The sequence below is a fragment of the Allostella sp. genome (genome assembly GCF_041913585.1).
Classification (GTDB): Bacteria; Pseudomonadota; Alphaproteobacteria; order ATCC43930; family Allostellaceae; genus Allostella.
This window is the reverse complement of record NZ_JAYSFE010000058.1, coordinates 1-20,865: the sequence shown is the minus strand read 5'-3', so window position 1 is coordinate 20,865 and position 20,865 is coordinate 1. Positions and strand designations below refer to the sequence as shown.

The following is a 20,865-nucleotide window of genomic DNA, read 5'->3' as shown; positions in this document are numbered from 1 at the left end:
GCCGAACAGCGAATCGTCGCCATTGCCGCCGGCGATCGTATCGTTGCCGTTGCCGCCGAGGACGGTGTCGTTGCCGGTATTGTCGTCGCCGTCGGGCCAGATGTCGTTGCCGTCGGTAAGTACGATCGCGGCCATGGTCGTCCCTCCTTGCGGCGGCCAGGAGACCGGTCGGCGGTCCCTCGTCCGCCCCCCTCGGCGGACCCTGGCGGCAGGCCGCGACTCGACGCGGCCGGGATGCGCCAAACTTAGGCGAAGGACGAATCGCCGATCAACCCGTAGCGGCAGCGGTTCGGCGCTCGCCCACAGGTAGACGGGAGGCGATTCGCGAGGGCGGGCGCGAAGACCGCGAGTCGTGCTATCGCACTGCGGCCATGGCCGCCCCCACCGCACCCCCTCTCGCCGAGCGCGACGATGCCGCCGCATCGCCGGTCATGGCGCAGTTCCTGGCGATCAAGCGCGCCCATCCCGACTGCCTGCTGTTCTACCGGATGGGCGACTTCTACGAGCTCTTCTTCGCCGATGCCGAGGCGGCCGCGGCGGCCCTCGACATCGCGCTCACCAGCCGCGGCACCCATGCCGGCCAGCCGATCCCGATGTGCGGCGTGCCGGCCCACGCCGCCGAGGCCTACCTGGCGCGCCTCATCCGGCAGGGTCACCGCGTCGCCATCTGCGAGCAGGCGGAGGACCCGGCCGAGGCGAAGCGACGCGGCAACCGCGGGCCGCTGCGGCGCGCCGTGGTGCGGATCGTCACCCCCGGCACGATCACCGAGGAAACGCTGCTCGACGCCCGCCGCAACAACTATCTGGCGGCGGTCGCCGACGCCACCGGCGGCCTGGCGCTCGCTTGGCACGACCTCTCGACCGGGGAGCTCGCGGCCCAGCCGCTGGAGGCGGCCGCCCTGCCGGCGGCGCTCGCCCGTCTCGCGCCGGGCGAGGTGCTGGTGTCCGAGCGGGTGCTCGGCCAGCCCGAGATCGCCGCCGCGCTGGCCGACTGGAAACCGCGGCTGACGCCCCTGCCGACGGCGCGCTTCGACAGCGAGAACGGCCGCCGCCGCGCCTGCGAGGCCTACGGCGTCGAGACGCTGGACGCGTTCGGGGCGTTCGGCCGCGCCGAGACCGCGGCCATGGGCGCGCTGCTCGACTATGTCCGCCTCACCCAGCTCGGCCGCCAGCCGCGCCTGCGGCCGCCGCAGCGCCTCGAGAGCGGCGCCGTGCTGCAGATCGATCCCGCCAGCCGCCGCAACCTGGAGCTGTTCGAGACGCTGTCGGGCGAGCGCCGCGGCAGCCTGCTCGCCACCCTCGACCGCACCCTGACCGGCGCCGGCGCGCGCCTGCTGGCGGCCGACCTCGGCGCGCCGATGACCGAGCCCGCGGCGATCGCCCGCCGCCACGACATGGTGGCGGCCGTCGTGGCCGATCCCGACCTGCGGCGCGACCTGCGGGCGATGCTGGGCGCCGTGCCCGATCTCGAGCGCGCCGTGCAGCGGCTGGCGCTGGGCCGCGGCGGGCCCCGCGACCTCGCCGCCCTGCGCGACGGGCTGGCGGCGGCGGGACGCCTCGGCGAACGCCTCGACATGCCGGGCTTCCCGCCGCTCCCGGAGGGGCTCGTCGCCTGCCGCCGCGACCTCGGCGACCATGGCGCGCTGGTCGGGCGCCTCGCCCGGACGCTCGGCCCGGACCTGCCGCTCCTCGCCCGCGACGGCGGCTTCGTCGCGGCGGGCCACAGCCCCGACCTCGACGCGCTGCGGGCGCTGCGCGACGACAGCCGGCGCATGATCGCCGGGCTGCAGGCCCGCTACGCGGCCGAGACCGGCATCGCCAGCCTGAAGATCCGCCACAACAACGTGCTCGGCTACTATGTCGAGATCGGCGCCGTCCACGCCGAGAAGCTGCGTACGGCCGAGGGCTTCATCCATCGCCAGACCATGGCGAGCGCCATGCGCTTCACCACGGTCGAGCTGGGCGAACTGGAGAGCCGCATCGCCACCGCCGCCGACAAGGCGCTGGCGCTCGAACTGGAGATATTCGACACGCTGGCCGCGGCCGTGCTCGCCGAGGCGGCGCCGATCGCGACCGCGGCCGCCGCCGTCGCCCGCCTCGACGTCACCGCCGCGCTGGCCGAGCGCGCGGTCGAGGGCGGCTGGTGCCGGCCCGAGATCGACGACGGCTTCGACTTCGTGGTCGAGGGCGGGCGCCATCCGGTCGTCGAGGCGGCGCTGGCCGCCGATGCCGGCGGCTTCGTCGCCAACGACTGCCGGCTCGGCGACGGCGACCGGCTGTGGCTGCTGACCGGGCCCAACATGGCCGGCAAGTCGACCTTCCTGCGCCAGAACGCGCTGATCGCCATCCTCGCCCAGGCCGGTGCCTTCGTGCCGGCGCGGCGGGCCCGGATCGGCATCGTCGACCGGCTGTTCAGCCGGGTCGGTGCGGCCGACGACCTCGCCCGCGGCCGATCGACCTTCATGGTCGAGATGGTCGAGACGGCCGCCATCCTGAACCAGGCGACGCGGCGGTCCTTCGTCATCCTCGACGAGATCGGCCGCGGCACCGCCACCCATGACGGGCTCGCCATCGCCTGGGCGACGGTCGAGCACCTGCACGACGTCAACCGCTGCCGCGCGCTCTTCGCCACCCACTATCACGAGCTGACGGCGCTGGCGGCGCGGCTGGCCGACCTCGCCTGCCACACCATGCGGGTGCGGGAGTGGCAGGGCAGCGTCGTCTTCCTGCACGAGGTGGCGCCCGGCGCCGCCGACCGCTCCTACGGCATCCACGTCGCCCGCCTGGCCGGGCTGCCGGCCGCCGCCGTCGCCCGCGCCGAGACCGTCCTCGCCGCCCTCGAGAAGGGCGAGACCGCGGGCGCGACGACGCGGCTGGCGGAGGACCTGCCGCTGTTCGCCGCCCTGCGCGAGCCCCCGGCCCGCGCCCCGATGCCGGCGGCCGGCCCGTCGCCGCTCGCGGCGGCGGTGGCGGCGCTCGACGTCGACGGCCTCTCCCCCCGCCAGGCCCTCGACCGCCTCTACGAACTGAAGGCGCTGCTGCCATGACCGAACGACCGCCGATCCGTCCCTTCGTGCCGGCCGACGCCGGCGCCTTCCGGCGGCTGCGGCTGCGGGCGCTGGCCGCCCACCCCGAGGCGTTCGGCAATTCGGTCGCCGACGAGGAGGCCACCCAGATGACGACCGTCGCCGAGCGGCTGGCCCGCGGCGACACCTTCGGCGCGTTCGCCGCGGCCGGGCCGGTCGGCATGGCCGGCTTCTTCCAGGAGACCGGCGAAAAGCGGCGGCACAAGGGCCTGCTGTGGGGCGTCTATGTCGACCCCGACCATCGCGGCACCGGGCTTGCCGGCCGGCTCGTCGACCGCGTCCTCGAGCACGCCGCCGGGCGGGTCGAGATGCTCTATCTCGGCGTCGCGGTGGAGAACCGGCCGGCGCGGCGGCTCTACGAAGCCCGCGGTTTCGTCGCCATCGGCGTCGAGCCGCACGCCTTCAAGCTCGCCGACCGCTATGTCGACGAACTGATGATGGTGCGGTTCCTGACGGCGCCGCCCGCGTCTTTCGCCGGGTTGCGCGCTATATTGTCGGCCATATGACCGTCACCGTCACCCGTCCTCGCGCCATCGTCGACCGCGGCGAGCTGCTGCGGCAGGTCGACGCCGTCGCCGCCCGCCACCTGCCGCCGGACCAGTTCCGCGCCGAGCTCCTGAAGCTCGCGCGCGGTGCGCTGGAGCAGGGCCGAGCGGAGGTGATGCGCCGGTTCTACGCCAACCAGCGCGGCGCCGAGGCGGCGCGCGGCCTCGCCCATCTGATGGACCAGGTGATCCGGGTCCTGCATGACGCGACCGTGTCGCACGTCCATGTCGTCGCCAACCCGACCACCTCGGAACGGCTCGCCATCGTCGCGGTCGGCGGCTACGGCCGGGCCGAGCTCGCCCCCTACTCGGACGTCGACCTGCTCTTCCTGCTGCCATGGAAGTCGACGCCGCACACCGAGCAGGTGGTGGAGTACCTGCTCTACCTGCTCTGGGATCTCGGCCTCAAGGTCGGGCACGCCACCCGCTCGGTGGCGGAGTGCCTGCGCCAGGCGAAGGCCGACCAGACGGTGCGCACGGCGCTCCTGGAGGCGCGCTGGCTGTGGGGCGACCAGGCGCTCTATGCCGAACTGCGCCGGAGCTACGAGCAGGAGATCCAGAGCCGCGACGTCGTCGGCTTCATCGACGCGAAGCTGAAGGAGCGCGACGAGCGGCACCGCCGCCTCGGCGACAGCCGCTACCTGCTGGAGCCCAACCTGAAGGAGGGGAAGGGCGGGCTGCGCGACCTGCACACGCTCTTCTGGATCGCCAAGTACGCCTACCGGGTGGACGAGGTGGCGGCGCTCGTCGACCGCGGCGTCCTGTCGGCGGAGGAGGCGCAGGGGTTCGCGCGGGCCCACGACCTGCTGTGGACGGTGCGCTTCTATCTGCACGACATCGCCGGCCGGGCCGAGGAGCGCCTGACCTTCGACATGCAGTCGGAGATCGGCCGCCGCCTCGGCTACACCGACCATGCCGGCGCGCGCGGCGTCGAGCGCTTCATGAAGCACTATTTCCTGGTCGCCAAGGATGTCGGCGACCTGACGCGCATCCTGTGCGCGGCGCTCGAGGCCGAGCACAAGAAGGCCGCGCCGCCGCTCCTCAGCCGGCTCGGCCTGCGCCGGCGCCGGGTCGAGGGCTTCGCGATCGAGGGCGCGCGGCTGGCACTGACCGCGCCGAGCGCCTTCCGCGACGACCCGGTCAACCTGCTGCGGCTCTTCCACGCCGCCCAGGAGAGCGGGCTCGACATCCATCCCGCGGCCCTGAAGCAGGTCACCCGCGACCTGCAGCGGGTCGACAACCGGCTGCGCCGCGACCCCGAGGCCAACCGGCTCTTCGTCGAGATCCTGACGTCGCGCAAGGATCCCGAGCATGTGCTGCGGCGGATGAGCGAGGCCGGCCTGTTCGGGAAGTTCGTGCCCGATTTCGGGCGCGTCGTCGGGCAGATGCAGTACGACATGTACCATGTCTACACGGTCGACGAGCACACGATCTTCGCGCTGGGCATCCTGTCCCGGATCGAGCGCGGCCTGCTGAAGGGCGACCACCCCGTGGCGAGCGAGGTCATGCCGACGGTGGCGTCGCGCCGCTCGCTCTACGTCGCCCTGCTGCTGCACGACATCGCCAAGGGCCGCGGCGGCGACCATTCCGTGCTCGGGGCCGAGATCGCGCTCAAGCTCGGGCCGCGCTTCGGCCTCGCGCCGGAAGAGACCGAGACGGTGGCGTGGCTGGTGCGCCACCACCTCCTGATGTCGAACACCGCCTTCAAGCGCGACATCGACGATCCCAAGACGATCGCCGACTTCGTCGCCGAGGTGCAGTCGCCCGAGCGGCTGAAACTGCTGCTGGCGCTGACGGTCGCCGACATCCGCGCCGTCGGGCCCAAGGTGTGGAACAGCTGGAAGGCGACGCTGCTGCGCGAGCTCTATCACCGCACCGCCGAGGCGCTGTCGGGCGGGATCGGCGTGCAGCCGCAGTCGGCCCGCATCGCCGCCGCCAAGGAACGCCTGCGCGCCGCGCTCGCCGACTGGGACGACGACAGTTTCGCCCTCTTCGCCGACGTCATCTATCCCGCCTACTGGCTCGGCCTCGACGTCGAGACCCAGGCCCGCCACGCCCGCATCATCCGCTCGGCCGAGCGCGAGGGGCGTCCGCTGACGGTCGACACCCGCGTCGACCCGGCCCGCGGCGTCACCGACGTCACCATCTACACCGCCGACCATCCGGGCCTCTTCTCGCGCATCGCCGGCGCGCTCGCCGTCGCCGGCGCCAACATCGTCGACGCCCGCATCCACACCCTGGCCAACGGCATGGCGCTCGACAGCTTCGCGGTGCAGGACGCCAGCGGCGGCACCTTCGACCGGCCGGACCGGCTCGCCCGCCTCGCCGTGATGGTCGAGCAGTCGCTCGACGGGCGCCTGTCGCCGGCGGCCGAACTGCGGCGGCCGGTGCCGTTCGCGCCGGCGACGCGCACCCTGGCGCTGGCGCCGCGGGTGCTGGTCGACAACAACGCCTCGGCCACCCATACGGTGATCGAGGTCAACGGCCGCGACCGGCCGGGCCTCCTCGCCGACCTGACACGCGCACTGACGCGCCAGGGCGTGCAGATCGCGACGGCGCGCATCTCGACCTATGGCGAGAAGGTCGTCGACGTCTTCTACGTCAAGGACGTGTTCGGCCTGAAGGTCGACAAGGAGGCCAAGACCCGCGCCATCCGCGCCGCGATCCTCGCCGTCTTCGGCACGGCGGAAGGGGAGCCGGCCGCGGCCCCGCCGCGGCCGGCGCGGACGCGGCGGCTCGCGGCCGGGCAGGGGGTGTGAGGCGCCGAACGAATGCCGAACGAATCACGATCGCTTATGGGTCTGCGACTCGGAGGCGAATCACGGAACGTCCAATGAACGGGCCAGGAGTCGCGGCGAGTCGCGGCCGACTCGGAGCGACGGTACCGGAATACCCCAGAGGGACCGCTCCGCGGTGAACCCGGCGCTCCACCGCGAGAACGGTTTCGCCGGGCTCGACGACGAGGGCTGGCGCCGCCTGCACGAGGAACTGCTGGGCGACCTGCCGCGCCGCAACTGCTACGCGCCGCACATCGACGCCATTCACCGCCGGGCGTTCGGGGCGGTGCGCGCGCGCATCCTGCGCGCCGCCGACGCGCCGCCGGCCGCGCCCGTCGCCTACTGGGTGCCGAAGAAGAACGACGAGGGAAGGGGCGGACCGCAGCGCCGGCACAGCTTGCTGCAGCCGGTCGAGGAGGCGATGTGGATGCTGGTCGGCGCCGCGGCGATCGCCGCGGCCGAGCCGGCCCTCGACCGCGACCGGGTCCATTCCAGCCGGCCGGCGGCGGCCGGCGAGCCCGGCCTGCTGACCCCGCCCGAACGCTGGACGCGATCCTTCTCGGCGGCGGTCGACGCCGCCATCGCCGGGGCGGGAGCGGTCGCGCGCCTCGACGTCGCCCGCTGCGGCGAGCGCATCGACCGCGGGCGCCTGCTCGCGATCCTGCACGAATCCGGAATCGGGCCCGGGTGGCTCGACGCGGCGTCGCGCCTCTTCGCCAGTTGCCGGCCGAGCCTCGGGCCGACCGGTCTGCCGATCACCGGCTTCGTCGGCGCCAGCTTCGTCACCATCGCGCTGACGCCGCTCGACCGCTGGTGCCGGGAGCATGGGGTCGCCTCGGTGCGGATGATGGACGACACGGTCCTGCCGGCGCCCGACCTCGACGCCGCGGCAAAGGCGGCCGAGGGTGCCCGCGGCGCCCTGGCCGGGATCGGGCTCGCGGTCCATCCGGGCAAGACCGTGGTCCAGTCGAGTGCCGCCTTCCGGGCCGAGCGGCTGCGCGACCGCGCCCGCATGCCCGGGCCAGCCTGGAGCGCCGACGAGGTGCTCGCCCTCTTCCGGGCGACGCCGGAGGACGATCCGCGCTTCCAGCCGATCGCCGACGCCGCCCTGGCCCGTCTGGCGGCCGCGGGCGACCGCCGCGCGCTGCCGCACCTGATGGACCGGTTCGCGCACGCGCCGGCCGCCGCCCGCACCTACGCCATCCACATCGCCCGCTTCATGGACGACCAGGCCGTGACCGACCGGATGGCGGCGCTCCTCGTCGGCGCCCGCCGGACGCTCCACCCCTGGCAATGGGCCTGGGGCCTGTCGGCCTTCCGCAACGCTCCCCGGGTGCCGGGCGCGTTCGCCCGCGGTCTGTCCGGGCTGCTCGCCGACCCGGCCGTTCCGGTGGTGGTGCGGGTCGCCGCCGCCGCCATCCGGACCCGGTTCTCGACGCGCGCGGACTGGATCGAGCTGGAGCGGCAGATCGGGCAGATCCGCTCGCAGCACACCCGTGCGGCGATCGCCTGGGGCCTCGCCCACCGTCCCGCCGCCGAGCGCCGCCCGCTGCTGCGGCAATGGAGCGCCCGCGATCCGTTGATCCAGCTGGTGGCGGCCGCCCTCGACCCGCCCGACGCCGGCCCGTGACCGGCGCCGGCGGCCCGGCCGGGCCGGGCGAGGCGGACTGGCTCGCCGCGCGCGCGACGCTGCTGTACGAAATGGCGCGCGACGAGCTGTTCGCGCCGCACTGGAAGCTGGTCGCCCAGCACGCGTTCGACCGGGTCCGCGACGCGATCCTGGCGGAGGCGCCGCTGACGCCGCCCTGCCCCTATCTGCGGGTGCGCCACGAGCATGGCGGCACCCCGCCCTTCGGCGAGCGCGCGGACGCCGCCGCCGGCCCCGTCGAGCGCACCCTCCTGCTGCTCTTCGCCGCCGCCGCGATGCGCCACATGGAGCCCGTCCTCGACCGCGGCCGGGTGTTCTCGGCGCTGCCGGCGCGGAGCGGGGAAGGGCTGCTGCTGGCGTCCTCGGACTGGTGGTCGGACTGCTACCGGCGGGCGACGCAGGAGGCGGTCGACGATCCCCGCTGGTCGCACATGGTGCAGGTCGACGTCGCGCACGCCAACGAGGGCATCGACCGGCGGGCGCTGCTGGCCGGCCTCGCCGCCGCCGGCCTGCCGCCGGCCTGGAGCCGGATCGGCCGCCGGCTCGACCGTGCCCTGGCGCCGACCGTCGGGGCGGCGGGATTCCTCTACGACCTGATGGCGAGCGGCGCGCTCGCCACGCTCGCGCTGCGGCCGCTCGACACGCCGGCGGCCGGGCCGGAGCGGCCGTCCTTCCGGCTCATCGACAGCATCCTGCTGCCCGCCGGCGATGCCGCCGACGCGGAGCGCGTCGCCGACGAGATCCGGACGCGGCTGCGGCGGATGGGCCTGTCCGCCAACCCCCGCAAGAGCCGCGTCACGACCCGGACGGCGTTCGCCGAGGAGCGGCACCGCACCCGCCGCTACCGGGCCGAAGCGGACGGGGTCGACGCCGCACGGCGGGTGATCGCCGATCTGGCGGCCTTCGGCAGCCACGCCGCCCGGGCCGAGGAATGGGCACTCGTCACCCTGGCGCGGGCGGGCGACCCCGTCGCCCTCGACCACGCGATCGCGGGCTTCGCTGCCGAACCCTGGGCGGCGCGCATCCGCGCCCTCTACCTGCGCGAGTTCGTGGCCGACCCGGCGGTCCTCGGCCGCTTCGCCGGCGAACTCGCGGCCGCCGCCGAGCGTCTCCATTCCTGGCAGTGGATGTGGGCGCTGGCGGTGCTGTGGGCAGCGCCGGCGCTGCCGCCGCCGCTGGCCCGCATGGTCGCGACGATCGCCCGGTCCGGGCGCTTTCCCGACCCGGTGCGGGCGGCGGCCGCCATCGTCTGGGCCCGCTTCGCGACGGCGGCCGGCTGGCAGGCGCTCGAACAGGCGGCCGGCGACGCGCGATCCGCCCACTTGCGTGCGGCAATCGCCTTCGGTTTCCGCTACCGTTCGGCCGCGGCGCGACGGACGACGCTCGCCGACTGGGCCCGACGGGACCCCGAGGTCGCGCTCGTCGCCGGCGCGATCGACCGCGAGGCGGACGGCACCACCCGTCCGGACCAACCACCAGGAGCATCGGACGGGGCATGACGAGCGAAGTGACGGACGAGATGACGGGCGCGCTGCGCGTCGACCTGGCGGCGGCGCTGCGCTGGGCGGCGCGCCTGGGCCTGAACGAGGGCGTCGACAACCATTTCTCGGTCGCGGTGCCGGATGCCGGCGGGCAGGTCCGCGGCGACCGCTTCCTCATCAACCCCTACGGCTGGCACTGGTCGGAGATCACCGCCTCCTCGCTCTGCCTCTGCGACGCCGACGGCACCGTGCTGGAGGGCGAGGGGCCGGTCGAGGATAGCGCCTTCTTCATCCACAGCCGCATCCATCTGAAGGCGCCGCATGCCGTCGCCGTCCTGCATACCCACCAGCCGCACGCGACCGCGCTGACGCTGCGCAAGCGGATGCGGCTCGAGATGTGCGAGCAGAACGCCCTCATGTTCGACGGCCGCATCGCCTATGACGAGATCTATGCCGGCCTGGCGCTCGACCGCTCGGAGGGCGACCGGCTCGCCGACGGTCTCGGCAGCGCCAGCGTCCTGATGCTGGCGAGCCACGGCGTGATCGCCGTCGGCCCGACGGTCGCCGACGCCTTCAACGACCTCTACTACCTGGAGCGGGCCTGCATGTTCCAGATCCTCGCCCGCTCCGACGGCGAGGAGTTGCGCACCATTCCCGACGAGGTGCGCCGGCACACCCGCCAGCAGATGGCGGGCGACCTCCCCAAGGTCGCGCAACGCCATTTCGCCGCGATCAAGCGGATGCTCGACCGTCAGGAGCCGGAATACCGCCACTGAGCGGCGGGCGTCAGGCGAACGCCGCCCGGCGGTAGGAGAGCGCCTCGGCGACATGGATGCGGCGCACGCGGTCGACCGCCTCGAGGTCGGCCAGCGTGCGGGCGACGCGCAGTACCCGGTGCCAGCCGCGCGCCGACAGGCGCAGGCGGTCGGCGGCGTCGGCGAGGAGGCGCTTGCCGTCGGGCTCCGGGTCGGCGATGGCGTCGAGCAACTCGCCGTCGGCCTCGGCGTTGCAGGCGACGCCGGCCGCGCCGAGCCGCTCGAAGCGGGCGCGCTGGCGTTCGCGCGCGGCGGCGACGCGGGCGGCGACGGCGGCCGATCCCTCGGAGGGCGGCGGCAGCGCGAGGTCGGCCGCGGTCACCGCCGGCACGTCGACATGGAGGTCGATGCGGTCAATGAGCGGGCCGGACAGCCGGGCCTGGTAGTCGCGGGCGCAGGCCGGCGCCCGGGCGCAGGCGACGGCCGGGTCGTCGAGATGGCCGCAGCGGCAGGGATTCATCGCCGCCACGAGCTGGAATCGCGCCGGATAGGCGACGTGGGCCTGGGCGCGGGCGACGACGGCACGGCCGGATTCGAGCGGCTGGCGCAGCGCCTCCAGCGCCGGCCGCTGGAACTCCGGCAGCTCGTCGAGGAAGAGGACGCCGCGATGGGCGAGCGAGACCTCGCCCGGCCGCGCGCGCGGGCCGCCGCCGACGAGCGCCGCCTGGGAGGCGGAATGGTGCGGGTCGCGGAACGGCCGGCGCCGGCTGATCCGGCCGTCGGCGAGCAGGCCGGCGACGGAATGGATCAGCGACACCTCCAGCGCCTCGGCCGGGGTGAGCGGCGGCAGCAGGCCCGGCAGGCGGGCCGCCAGCATCGACTTGCCCGAGCCGGGGGGCCCGACCATCAGCAGGTTGTGGCCGCCGGCGGCGGCGACTTCGAGGGCGCGCTTGGCGGTTTCCTGCCCCTTGACCGCGGCGAGGTCCGGCAGCGCGCCGGCATCGTCGGCCAGCCGCGGGCGTGGCGCGGTCAGGAGCTGCGTGCCCTTCACATGGTTGACCAGCGACAGCAGGGTCGGCGGCGCGACGATCGCCATCTCCCCCGCCCAGGCCGCCTCGCCGCCCGAGGCCGCGGGGCAGATCAGGCCGCGGCCCTGGCCGTTGGCGTGGACCGCCGCCGGCAGCACGCCCGCGACCGGCGCCAGCGCGCCGTCGAGCGCGAGCTCGCCGAGGGCCACGAACTCCGCCATCGCGTCGGCCGGCAGCACGCCCATGGCGACGAGCAGGCCGAGCGCGATCGGCAGGTCGAAATGGCTGCCCTCCTTCAGGAGATCGGCCGGCGACAGGTTGACGGTGATCCGCTTCGGCGGCAGCGCCAGCCCCATGGCGGCGAGCGCGGCGCGCACCCGCTCGCGGCTCTCCGCCACCGCCTTGTCCGGCAGGCCGACCAGCGCGAAGGCCGGCAGGCCCGCCGCCATCTGCACCTGGACGTCGACCGCGCGGACCTCGATCCCCTGGAACGCCACCGTCGCGATCCGCGCGACCATCTGCCCTCCCTCTGCTGCCATCGAGTGTAGAGGCCGGCACGCGCCCGTGTCACCCGTCGGCGGCCGCCAGCCGGCGCGCCAGGAAGCCGCGGAAGGCGGCGGCCGCCGGCGACAGCGACCGCCCGCGCGGCTGGACGATGCCGATGTCGCGGTGCATCGGTCGACCGGCGAGCGGCACCGCCTTCAGCCGCGACAGGTCGAGCCGCACGGCGAAGATGCGCGGCACGAAGGAGACGCCGAACCCCGCCTCGGCGAGCGCCAGCAGGGTCGTCAGGTTCATCGCCTCGTAGGCCGGCTGGACGGCGAGCCCGAAGCGGGCGAAGGCGTCGTCGACCATCGCCCGCACGCTGGTCCCCACCGCCGGCACCAGCAGCGGCTGGTCGACCAGTTCCGGCAGGCGCAGCGACCGGCGCGCGGCGAGCGGGTGGCCGACCGCCATGACGGCCACCGAATCGTCGCGGAACAGCGGCTCGAACAGCAGGTCGCGATGCGCCGGCGGCGCCCGGGCGAGGAGGCCGAAGGCGGCCTCGCCCGTCGCCACCGCCTCCAGCGCCCGGCCTTCCGGCGCATCGATCATGCCGATCTCGACCCCCGGATGGCCGGCGCGGAACTCGGCCATCGCCGGCGGCAGGATGGTCGCCGCCATCGACGGCAGGGTGGCGACGACGAAGCGCCCGCGCCGCAGCGCCGCCTCGTCGCGCAGCGCGTCGGCCGCGCCGTGGAGCTGGTCGAGGGCCTGCAGGGCGGCGGTGCCGAGACGCTCGCCCTCGGCCGTCGGCACCACCGAGCGCGTGGTGCGGTGGAAGAGGCGGACGCCGAGCCGGTCCTCGAGTTCGCGGATACGGGCGCTGACCGCGGGCGGCGAGACCCGCAGGCGCTCGGCCGCCAGCCGGAAGCTCCGCGTCTCCGCCACCGCGAGGAAGGTCAGGATCTGGGTCAGGGTGTAATTGATCATCCTGTCTGCTCAATCCATCAGACTTTGCGAATAGTCTGATCAATCGGGCTTTGCTTCAATCGCCGGCGGGACAAGGCGGGCGCGAACGACGACCCGCCGACGGAAACGCGATCGAGCAAAGGCGGGCCATGCCGGATTCCGGAAGCGAGCGCACGTCGGACCTGTCGACGGTGACGGTGATCGAGGCGGCAGGCACGCCGGCCGCCGCCTTCGCCGCCAGCCTGCTCGCCGATTTCGGTGCGGCGGTCGTCGTCTGCGAACCGCCCGGCGGATCGCCGATCCGGCAGCTCGGCGGCGCCGCGGTGCGCCGCGTCTGGTGGCCGATCATCGCCCGCAACAAGCGCTCGCTGGCACTCGATCCGGACCATCCCGAGGCCGGCCCGATCGTCGACCGGCTGCTCGGGCGCGCCCGGGTCCTGGTCCGCGACGAGCGCAGCCCGGCGGCCTGGCATGCCCGCGCCGCCGCCCGGCCGCAGCCGCCGCTCGACCTCTTCCTCCATGCGCCGGGCGTCGACCGGCCGGACCTCTGGCCGTGGAGCACGGCGCCCGAACTGGCCGCCGCCGCCACCGGAATCGTCGCCCTGACCGGGCAGGCCGACGGGCCGGCGATGCAGCCGGAATTCCCGCTCGCCGACTATTCGGCCGGGCTCCTGGCCGCCGCGGGCGCGCTTCTGGAACTGCGCGCGGCCGACCGCGGCGGGCGCGCGCCGGCGCCGCTCGCCTTCGGCGTCCACGAGGCGCTGCTGCGGATGAACGAGTGGCAGCTCGCGGTCGCCGCCGTCACCGGCCGGGCCGAGCCGCGCAACGGCAACCGCTTCCCGATGAATTCCAACATCGGCAACGTCTTCCGCACCCGCGACGGCAAGCTGCTGACCGTCTCGGCGGCGACGCCGTCGGTCGCCGACCGGCTGCTGACGATGATCGGCGGCCCGGCGCTGCGCGACGACCCGCGCTTCCGCACCACCGCCGACCGCCAGCGCAACATGGACGCCCTCGACGCGGTCGTCGCCGAATGGATGGCCCGCCACGACGCCGCCGAGGCGATGCGGCTGGTGCGCGAGAACGACGTCGTCGTCGGCCCGCTCTACGACGCCGCCGACCTGATGGCCGACCCGCACCTGGCCGCGCGCGCGGACATCGCCTGGGTCGACGACGGCGCCGGGCAGACGCTGCCGCAGCCGGCGGTGCTGCCGAAGATCGGCGCCATCGCCGGCACCATCCGCCGCGCCGGACCGGCGATCGGCGCCGACGGCGACGCCGTCCTCGCCGAGGCCGGCTTCACCGCCGCCGAGATCGCCGGTTTCCGCCGCTCGGGAGCGGTGTGGGCCTGAACCGAACGAGAACCGCACTGGGAGGGAAGCACATGACCGGAAGCTGGTCCGCCGCCGGGCGCAACCTGGCGGTCGCCGGGGCGCTCGCCGCCGTCCTCGTCGCCGGAACGGGTCCGGCCTTCGCGCAGGAGCCGCCGAAGTCGCTCGTCATCATCGGCCGCGGGTCGGCCGGTTCGACGAGCGACCTCGCCTTCACGGTCATGGAGGAGGCGATCAAGCGCGCCTATGCCGGGACCGCGATCAACGTCCGGCGCCTGCCGGGGACCGCGACCGCGGTGCCGCCCCGCATCCACAGCGGCGAGGCGCAGATCGGCCACGGCGTCGGCGAAAGCGTCGTCGACGCCTGGAACGCCACCCGCACCTTCGCCAACCGGCCGAAGATGCAGTCGCTGCGCTATGTCGGCGCCTATATCGGCTTCATGACCCGGCCGTCGGCGAGCCCGACCTTCATCACGACCGAGAAGTCGGGGCTGAAGTCCTGGGCCGACCTCAAGGACAAGCGGATCGGCGTCGGCACTCCCGACAGCCTGACCTCGACCATGGTCAACGTCGCGCTCAAGGGCGTCGGCCTCTCCTACGACCAGATCAAGCGCAACGGCGGCGTGGTCGTGACCGGCGACTGGAACCAGCAGATGGACATGCTGGCCGACGGCCAGCTCGACGCGGTCTTCCTGACCGCCGACCATCCCTCGCCGATCCTGACGCAGTTCGCCGCCACCAACGCCGCCCGCATCGTCTCGATGGACGAGCCGGTGCTGAAGGCGCTCCTCGACAACTATCCCACCTTCGTGCGCAACGAACTGCCGGCCGGGACCTACGACTGGCAGAAGAACCACGTCGTCGGCGTCCAGCTCTCGCTCGGCTACGTCGTCCACAAGGACCTGCCGGACGACGTCGTCTACCGCATCTGCAAGCAGCTCTACTGGAAGGAGAACGCGGCGATCTGGGGCGAGGTCGTGCCGACCTGGAAGGGCGCGGAGAAGCTGGTCGACAAGGCGGCGCAGACGGTCTTCATCCCGCTGCACCCGGGCGCGAAGAAGTGCTTCGACGAGGCCGGCATCCCGATCCGCACGATCGCCAACGGGGCGGACAACCCGTCCTGACCCCGACGGGCGAGCCGGCGTCCGCCGTTCCCCCTAAGGCAGCCCGATGAGCCAGTCCCCACCGCCGTCCGACGCGGCCCTGGCGCTGCTCGAGCAGGACGCCGCGCGCCCGCTCCGGTCCGTCATCCGCCACGGCGCCCCGCATCACCGCGCCGTGGCGGCGGCGATCATGTTCATCGGCCTCTTCCTCGGCGTGCTGCTCGTCTATACCGGGGCCGCCGGGTCGATCACCGCCTACCTGCAGCGCATCGCCTTCGTCTGCGGGATCTGCTCGCTCGGCCTCCTGGTCAAGTCGGCCCGCGGCGTGCCGTGGCAGCGGCGCAGTGCCCTCGGCCTCGTGCCGGACATGGTCGCGATCGTGCTCCTGGTCGCGGGCATGCTGCACGTCTTCCTCGACTACGAGGATTTCGCGCGCCGCATCGGCTTTCCCAGCGAGGCCGACCTCTTCTTCGGCATCGTCTACATCCTGGTGACGCTGGAGGTGACCCGGCGCTTCATCGGCTGGGCGATGCTGCTGATCGTCGCGCTGTTCTCGATCCAGGCGCTGTTCGGCGAGCATTTCCCGGGGATGTTCGCCGCGCCCAACGTGCGCTGGCAGACCTTCGTCGAGATCCTCTTCATGCAGGACCAGGGGATCTTCGGCTCGACCACCGGCGTCGCCGCCACCTACCTGATGCTGTTCCTGATCTTCGGTGCGGTCCTGGTGCGCACCAACGGCATCGCCTTCTTCGAGGACCTGTCCCTCGCGCTGATGGGGCGGCGGGCCGGCGGCCCGGCCCACGTCTCGGTGCTGTCGAGCGCACTCCAGGGCACGACGTCGGGCAGCGTCGTCGGCAACGTCGTCGGCATGGGCAACGTCACCATCCCGCTCATGATCCGCACCGGTTTCCGCCCGGCGACGGCCGGCGCCATCGAGGCGGTGGCGTCGTCGGGCGCCCAGATCATGCCGCCGGTGATGGGGTCGGCCGCCTTCCTGATGGCGGCCTTCCTCGGCGTCGGCTACTGGACCATCGTCGTCGCGGCGATCATTCCGGCCGTCATCTACTTCGTCTCGATCCACGCGCAGGTCGAGTTCCGCTCGCGGCGGATGGGGCTCGTCGCCACCACCGAGGCCCTGCCCACCGTCGGCCAGGCGATGCGCCGGGGCGGGCACCTGCTGATCCCGATCGCGGCGCTGATCGCGCCCTTCTTCTTCGGCTTCTCGGCCCAGATGGCGGCACTCGCCGGCCTCGCCTCGCTCTTCGCGGCGTCGCTGCTCGGCCGTTCCACCCGGGTGCCGATGGGCCGCTATCTCGACGCGATGGTCGACGCGATGGCGAACAACGTCGCGGTCGGCGCGGCCGTCGCCACCGCCGGCATCCTGATGGGGACGCTCTGGGTCTCCGGCGCCGGCAACCTGCTGGCCGACTTCGTCGTCTACGCCGCCGACGGCCGGCTGATCGTGGCCCTGATCCTGACCGCGGTCATCGCGCTGGTCCTCGGCATGGGGCTGCCGACGCCGGCGGTCTACCTGACGGTCGCCGTGCTGATCGTGCCGGCGCTCGTCAAGATGGGCGCGCCGCTGCTCGCCAGCCACATGTTCGCCTTCTATTTCGGCATCCTCGCCAACGTCACGCCGCCGGTGGCGCTCGCCGCCTACGCCGCCGCCAGCATCGCCGGCGCCGACCTCAACCGCACCGGGTACGAAGCCTTCCTGCTGGCGCTGTCCGGCTTCGTCGTGCCGTTCATCTTCGTCTACGACCCGGCCCTGCTGATGATGGGGTCCTGGCCGGCGATCCTCATGGTCTCGTCGGCCACCCTGGCGGCCGTCGTCCTGCTGGCGGCCAGCGTCGAGGGCTGGCTCGGCCGGACGCTGACGCCGCCGGTGCGCGCCCTGCTGGCGATCGCCACCCTGTGCCTCGCCTGGCCGCACTGGTCGGCACGGCTGGCCGGCGTCGCCATCGCCGCCATCGCCATCGTCCCGACCCTCGTCCGCCGCGACCGGCCGATGCCGGCGGTCGCCGCCGGCCGGACGGAATAGGAGGCGCCGATGTCCCGGAGACGGGTCAACGCGATCGTCTGGAGCGGCGTCCTGCTGGTCGTCGCCGGGCTCTGGTTCTTCGGTGCCCGGACCCGCCTGCACCTGGTCGACCCGCTCGCCTTCGTCGGGCTGGTCGCGGTCGCGGCCGCGCTCCTGACCGCGCTCCTGTGGTGGGAGATGGGGAAGGACGGCGGCGGAGCCGCCGGCGATCCGCCCGACGACGAACGCTGACGAGGAGACCTTCCGCGATGTGGCCCCTGCGATCGATGCTGTTCATTCCGGCGCACAAGCTCGACTGGACCCGCCGGGTGCAGCGCTTCCAGCCCGATTCGGTCGTCCTCGACCTCGAGGATGCGGTGCCGCCGGCCGACAAGATCCCGGCCCGCGCCACCTGCCGCGAGGCGATCGGACTGCTGCACGCGATGGGGATTCCCGCCTTCGTGCGCATCAACGCCCTCGACCAGGGCGGGCTCGAGGACGCGATCGCGGTCGCGACCGAGGGTTTCTCGGGCGTCATGCTGCCGAAGGGCCGCACCGCCGACGAGGTGCGCGAGCTCGACGCCGCCCTCTCCTATGCCGAAGGCCGGGCCGGGCTGCCGCGGCGCTCCGTCGCCATCATGCCGCTGCCCGAGACGGCCGAAGGCCTGTGGGCCGCCCGCGACCTCGCGGCCGCCAGCCCGCGGGTCAGGGGCGTGATCGGCATCGTCGGCGGCCCGGTGATCGGCGACGTCGCCCGCGCAGCCGGTTTCCGGCCGACGATGGAGGGCCAGGAACAGCTCTACCTCGCCTCGAAGATGGTGCTGGACAGCCGCGCCGCCGGCGCCCTCTATCCGATGTCGAGCATCATCGGCACGGCGCTCGACGACCACGAGTTCGTCCGCCGGCTCTGCCGGCGCGCCAAGTCACTGGGCTTCACCGGCGCCGTCCTCATCCATCCGAGCCACGTCGCCATCGCCAACGCCGTCTTCACGCCCGAGCCCGAGGAGGTCGAGTATTTCCGCGGCCTCGTCGAAGCGATGCGCGCGGCCGAGGCGGCGGGATCGGGCGCGGTCACCTATCGCGGGCAGATGGTCGACTACGCCATGCTGCCGATCGCCGAGGAGGTGCTGCGCGAGGCGCGCCGGCGCGGCGTCCTGGCGGACTGAACACGGACCGGAGGGACGGCGATGGACGGAACCAGGATCGAGACGCGCCCGCTGCCGCTGGCGGGCCTGCGCGTCGTCGAGGTCGGCATCGCGCTCGCCGGCCCCTTCGCCGGCAGCCTGCTGGCCGACATGGGCGCGGAGGTGGTGAAGGTCGAGCGCCGCGACGGCGGCGACCCGATGCGCCTGCTCGGGCGCAAGAAGAACGGCGTCCAGGTGTGGTGGGGCGTGGCCGCCCGCAACAAGCGGGTGGTGACCCTCAATCTGAAGGCACCCGAGGGCAAGGCCCTGTTCGAGCAGCTCATCGCCGATGCCGACGTCGTCGTCGAGAACTACCGGCCGGGCGTCATGGACCGGCTCGGGATCGGCTGGGCGGCCTTGTCGAAGATCAATCCCCGCCTCGTCATGCTGAGCGTCTCGGGCTTCGGGCAGACCGGGCCCGATTCCGGCCGCCCCGGCTTCGGCAAGATCGCCGAGGCCCTGAGCGGCATGGTGACGCTGACGGGCGAGCCCGACGAGACGCCGCAGCATGTCGGCTTCAGCCTCGCCGACACCTCGGCCGGGCTGATGGGCTTCTTCGCGATCTCGGCCGCGCTCTACGCCCGCGACTGCGCCGGCGGCACCGGCACGCACATCGACCTCGCCCTCTACGAGCCGCTCTTCCGCATGGCCGACTGCCAGCTCGCCCTCCGCCACCTGTCCGGACGGAGCCCGGCGCGCGAGGCGTCGAACGACCCCTATGGCTGGGGCGCCGGCGACGGCGGCGACACCTGGCTGCCGAGCTTCGCCTGTGCCGACGGGCGCTGGGTGATGCTGCTGGTCCGTGCCGAGACGCGCCTGCGGCTGGCGGCGCTCGCGGGCCTGCCGGCCGACAGCACGCGGCGCGAACTCGCGGCCGCCCTCGTCCACTGGTTCCGGGAGCGCCCGCCCGAGTCGGCGCGCGCGGAGCTCGCCGCCCTCGGCGTCGAGGTCGCGCTGGTGCATGACGGGGCGACGCTGGCCGAGGACCCCTATTTCGGCGAGCGCGGCGACGTCCTGGCGACCGAGGACCCGGTGGTCGGGCCGCTGATCGTGCCGGGCTACACGCCCCGCGGCTACGATCGCGGCGCGCTCCGCGACTTCCGCGACGCCCAGGTCGGCGAGAACAATGCCGAGATCCTGGGCGGCCGCCTCGGCGTCGACGGATCGCGGCTGGCCGACATGGAGCGCACCGGCGTCGTGTGACCGGCGTCGTGTGACCGGCGTCGTGTGACCGCCGTCGTGTGACCGGCATCGCGTGACCGGTGGCGACCGGCATGGCGGAAGGCCCGGCATCCGTGCCAGCTTCGGCGGCATGGCGGACATCGTCTTCGTCAACGGGATCGCGACCCCGCCGGTGCCGAAGCCGGGGCAGGTGCTGGATTCGCCGGTCGCCAGCGTGCGGCTGCGCTGCCTGCTGCCGGCGGCCGGGCTGAGGGCGCTCGGTCACCGCACGAGCCTCGCCGGCCTGACGGACCTCGTTCGTCCCGGCATCGCGGAGCGGTTGCGGGATCCCGCGGTCCGGATCGTGCTGGGCAAGCCGACGCCCGGCACCTTCGCCGGCCATCCCGAGGCCTGCACGGCCGCCCTCGATGTCCTGGAACGGCTGGCCGAGGTCCGGCCCGTCCATGCCGACGTCTGCGATCTCCTGACCGAGCGCCACGGTCCGGCCGGCCGCCATCGCGACCTCGTGCTCCGGCGCTTCGTCCCGGTCGTGGCGAGCCAATGGCTCGCCGACCACTACCGCCCGACCAGCCGCCACGCGCCGCTGGTCGTCGAGGACCCCACCGAGACACCGGTGCCCGCGGCGCCGCGGTTCCGGCCGGCCGGCCCGCTGCGGTTCGTCTGGTTCGGATACTGGAGCGCCGGAACGGGCGCGCTGCTGGGCCGCGCCCTGTCGGGCCTCGCCCCCGAAGGCCGGGACATCCGGCTGACGATCGTGACCCAGCCCGCGGCGGCGGCCGACATCGACCGCCTCGCCCGGACGGCGAACGACCGCGTCGACGCGCCATGCCGGGTGGAGCGGCGGGACTGGTCGCCGGCGGAGGTCGGCCGGGCGCTCGCGGATGCCGATTTCGTCCTGCTGCCGCAGCCGGCGGGCGATCCGCGTGTCGCCGCCAAGTCGCACAACCGCATGGTCGAGGCGATCCGGCACGGCCGCTTCGCGCTCGCCTCGCCGATCCCGGCCTATCGCGAGCTGGCGGATTTCGGCTGGGTCGGCGACCCGGCCGAAGGCGTGCGCTGGGCGCTCGCCCAGCCGGATCGGGCCCGCGCGCGGATCGCGGCCGGGCAGGCCGCGGTCGCCGACCGCTTCTCCCCCGAGGCGGTGGCGCGGCGGTGGGCGGCCGCGCTGGCGCTGCCCGCCACCGGCTGACCGGTCAGACCGAGGGCCGGTCAGACCGAGGGCCGGTCAGACCGCGGGCCGGGCGCGCTCGCCGAGGCGGCGGTCGATCGCGTC

The 20,865-nt window shown here is 74.0% G+C and carries 15 protein-coding genes and 1 pseudogene; 13 read left to right on the top strand and 3 right to left on the bottom strand.

Going from position 1 to position 20,865, the window contains the following annotated elements; genetic code table 11:
• Positions 1-135 (bottom strand): annotated as a pseudogene (locus ACE3Q3_RS12760) (calcium-binding protein); the annotation flags it as partial.
• Positions 136-371: 236 nt separating this feature from the next.
• Between ACE3Q3_RS12760 and mutS the strand changes: the two are divergent.
• From mutS to ACE3Q3_RS12730, 6 genes are all read left to right on the top strand, one after another.
• Complete coding sequence (mutS, locus tag ACE3Q3_RS12755) at positions 372-3,047, top strand: DNA mismatch repair protein MutS (RefSeq protein WP_374446638.1); 2,676 nt, start codon at positions 372-374, stop codon at positions 3,045-3,047.
• Positions 3,044-3,592, top strand: coding sequence for an N-acetyltransferase family protein (locus tag ACE3Q3_RS12750; RefSeq protein WP_374446634.1), 549 nt, complete (start codon positions 3,044-3,046; stop codon positions 3,590-3,592). Before mutS ends, ACE3Q3_RS12750 begins: the two co-directional genes overlap by 4 nt.
• Positions 3,589-6,390 (top strand): [protein-PII] uridylyltransferase, encoded by a 2,802-nt coding sequence (locus ACE3Q3_RS12745; RefSeq protein ID WP_374446631.1) that lies wholly within the window; start codon positions 3,589-3,591, stop codon positions 6,388-6,390. The genes ACE3Q3_RS12750 and ACE3Q3_RS12745 overlap by 4 nt, the downstream gene beginning before the upstream one ends.
• 154 nt (positions 6,391-6,544) lie before the next feature.
• Positions 6,545-8,038 (top strand): hypothetical protein, encoded by a 1,494-nt coding sequence (locus tag ACE3Q3_RS12740; RefSeq protein WP_374446629.1) that lies wholly within the window; start codon positions 6,545-6,547, stop codon positions 8,036-8,038.
• Positions 8,035-9,555, top strand: coding sequence for a hypothetical protein (locus ACE3Q3_RS12735; RefSeq protein ID WP_374446627.1), 1,521 nt, complete (start codon positions 8,035-8,037; stop codon positions 9,553-9,555). Before ACE3Q3_RS12740 ends, ACE3Q3_RS12735 begins: the two co-directional genes overlap by 4 nt.
• Positions 9,552-10,313, top strand: a complete 762-nt coding sequence (locus ACE3Q3_RS12730; RefSeq protein ID WP_374446625.1) for an aldolase — start codon at positions 9,552-9,554, stop codon at positions 10,311-10,313. The genes ACE3Q3_RS12735 and ACE3Q3_RS12730 overlap by 4 nt, the downstream gene beginning before the upstream one ends.
• A 10-nt stretch (positions 10,314-10,323) precedes the next feature.
• Here the strand turns inward: ACE3Q3_RS12730 and ACE3Q3_RS12725 are convergent, their stop codons facing one another.
• Positions 10,324-11,838, bottom strand: coding sequence for a YifB family Mg chelatase-like AAA ATPase (locus ACE3Q3_RS12725; RefSeq protein WP_374446623.1), 1,515 nt, complete (start codon positions 11,836-11,838; stop codon positions 10,324-10,326).
• A 49-nt stretch (positions 11,839-11,887) separates the two neighbouring features.
• Entirely contained in the window at positions 11,888-12,793 is a 906-nt protein-coding gene (locus ACE3Q3_RS12720; protein ID WP_374446621.1) for a LysR family transcriptional regulator, read from the bottom strand.
• 128 nt (positions 12,794-12,921) lie between these two features.
• Here ACE3Q3_RS12720 and ACE3Q3_RS12715 point away from each other — a divergent pair, with 128 nt between their 5' ends.
• From ACE3Q3_RS12715 to ACE3Q3_RS12685, 7 genes are all read left to right on the top strand, one after another.
• Positions 12,922-14,124: a CoA transferase gene (locus tag ACE3Q3_RS12715; protein ID WP_374446618.1), complete on the top strand. Its 1,203-nt coding sequence runs from the start codon at positions 12,922-12,924 to the stop codon at positions 14,122-14,124.
• A 32-nt stretch (positions 14,125-14,156) separates the two neighbouring features.
• On the top strand, positions 14,157-15,227 hold the full coding sequence (locus ACE3Q3_RS12710; RefSeq protein WP_374446616.1) for a TAXI family TRAP transporter solute-binding subunit: 1,071 nt from the start codon (positions 14,157-14,159) through the stop codon (positions 15,225-15,227).
• A gap of 46 nt (positions 15,228-15,273) precedes the next feature.
• Complete coding sequence (locus tag ACE3Q3_RS12705; protein ID WP_374446613.1) at positions 15,274-17,247, top strand: TRAP transporter permease; 1,974 nt, start codon at positions 15,274-15,276, stop codon at positions 17,245-17,247.
• A gap of 9 nt (positions 17,248-17,256) precedes the next feature.
• Positions 17,257-17,478, top strand: coding sequence for a hypothetical protein (locus ACE3Q3_RS12700; protein ID WP_374446611.1), 222 nt, complete (start codon positions 17,257-17,259; stop codon positions 17,476-17,478).
• Positions 17,479-17,495: 17 nt separating this feature from the next.
• On the top strand, positions 17,496-18,392 hold the full coding sequence (locus ACE3Q3_RS12695) for a CoA ester lyase (RefSeq protein ID WP_374446609.1): 897 nt from the start codon (positions 17,496-17,498) through the stop codon (positions 18,390-18,392).
• Between the two features lie 21 nt (positions 18,393-18,413).
• On the top strand, positions 18,414-19,613 hold the full coding sequence (locus tag ACE3Q3_RS12690) for a CaiB/BaiF CoA transferase family protein (RefSeq protein ID WP_374446607.1): 1,200 nt from the start codon (positions 18,414-18,416) through the stop codon (positions 19,611-19,613).
• A 109-nt stretch (positions 19,614-19,722) separates the two neighbouring features.
• Positions 19,723-20,781 carry a hypothetical protein gene (locus tag ACE3Q3_RS12685; protein ID WP_374446604.1) on the top strand — a complete coding sequence of 353 codons (1,059 nt, stop codon included), beginning with the start codon at positions 19,723-19,725 and terminating at the stop codon, positions 20,779-20,781.
• Positions 20,782-20,865 lie beyond the last annotated feature (84 nt).